This window comes from Pantoea sp. CTOTU49201 (genome assembly GCF_032054795.1).
Lineage (GTDB): Bacteria > Pseudomonadota > Gammaproteobacteria > Enterobacterales > Enterobacteriaceae > Pantoea > Pantoea symbiotica.
The window spans coordinates 1-1,648 of record NZ_DAMBSA010000487.1 but is presented as its reverse complement, the minus strand read 5'-3'; the positions used below and the strand labels follow the sequence as shown (position 1 = coordinate 1,648).

2 protein-coding genes are annotated in these 1,648 nt (G+C 49.7%); one reads left to right on the top strand and one right to left on the bottom strand.

The features are described 5' to 3' along the window. Window positions 1–100 precede the first annotated feature (100 nt). A complete protein-coding gene (locus RTY00_RS22610; RefSeq protein WP_312666394.1) occupies window positions 101–808 on the bottom strand; it encodes a phage antirepressor KilAC domain-containing protein in 708 nt (235 codons plus the stop codon). 335 nt (window positions 809–1,143) lie between these two features. Here RTY00_RS22610 and RTY00_RS22605 point away from each other — a divergent pair. Continuing rightward, the coding region (locus RTY00_RS22605) for a capsular polysaccharide synthesis protein (RefSeq protein WP_312666388.1) at window positions 1,144–1,648 on the top strand (505 nt) is incomplete at its 3' end.

Genomic DNA, 1,648 nt, shown 5'->3' with positions numbered 1-1,648 from the left:
CAACAGGTAAATATAACGCTAAGCATTCAATGATCGCACATTCCCTGGCGGCGCGATTTATCGCGCAATAAATTACGCCGCTACGACACCTGCGCACACTTTATGCAGCCACACCTTTCGGCTGAGCCGACAGATGTCCCGCCCATAAACTGGCCACCCATTTCACGCCTTTGGCGGTGAAACGCGCTTGTGAGAAAGCATGCTGATTCTCGCCACGCCCAGAGCGCAAGGTGAAATAACCCGCTTGCAAATGATGCTGCTGCGGTGCCAGCGTGCCTTTTTCGCGATACATGATATTGCGTTCTAACAGGAACTCACGAAACTCGGTTTCCTTGACCTTCAACATCTTGCACAGCTGACGAAAGCCGAGTGAATCTTCGATCTCAACAAAGCGATCAAAAAATTCAGCCTTGGGTGCAGACAACGCGAGTTGCTGCTCAGCCGCCCGGCGCTGCTCAAACTGTTCCGCCCAGGCGCGGGCCGCTTCCGCCGGATTAGTGAAATCAGGCAAATGGGTAAATTGTTCGCGCTGCTGCCAAAGATCGAGTAATTCCGCAGTGAAGCCAGGCGAAAGCCGGGCAACGGCAAGTAATGAATCGCGTTTGTTGAGATGAAACTCCTGACGCACTTCACCCTGATGCTCATACAGATTCACCGTCAAAGGTTGGGAAAGACGCTGTGCGGTTTCCAGGCTTTTAACCAGGCGCTTCACTTCGCCATGCGTGATGCCCGTGACATGGGCAATTTCGCGGCTGCTCATCATCATCGATGCATTCAAAGCAGACAGACTTTCCGTTGAGATCATCATCATTATTACCTCTTGCAGACTTACTCAGCCTTGTAGCTGTTGAATAAGTATACGCAGCACTGTTTATATATCCAGTATTATTTTTAACCGTTCACCTAAGTTGTTCGGCTTTGCGTAACGTTTCACAAAGCCAGCGCAGTCCCGCGTAATCCCTGCGTATTCTCTTAAAGTGAGGTTTTCGGGGTTTATTAAATTGTCGCGATGAGGGCTGTTTGATAGTTTTGAGCCAATTTTCCGGGCTTTTATCGGCTTTCTGCAGCATTACGTGCAGGGCTGATGTATGCCTTTTTAACAGCAATAAGTAGTTAACTGGCGGCTATGCTGCTGGAGAAACGATGAAAAAGAATAAATTTAAAACCCATCTGGTCTCATTAGGTTTACTGGCGGAAAAAAAGCTGACCAAACGCCAAACGCTGCCCGATTACAATCCCGCCGCAGAGCAGGATATTAATTTGGTTGCGCGCCAGACCGCACCTGCGGCCATTCCGCGTCAGATTTGGATGTATTGGGAAAGCGAAACGCTGCCGCGAGAAGTGCAGATTTTTGTCGACAAGATCGTGCGTGAAAATTCCGGTTATCTGGTAACGGTCATTAATAACCTGAACATCCAGCACTATCTGCCCGATCTGCACTTCGTGCATCAGGATATGCGTCCTTCCCATAAAAGTGATGTGATCCGGCTGGAGTTGCTGCATCGCTATGGCGGAATCTGGATGGATGCCACCATCATTCTCAACCGCACAATGGACGAATTGCTGGCGGTGAATGTGGACGATCGTTATGACCTGATCGCCTTCTACCGCGACAGTTCCACGCTGGATAAAGCCTATCCGGTGATTG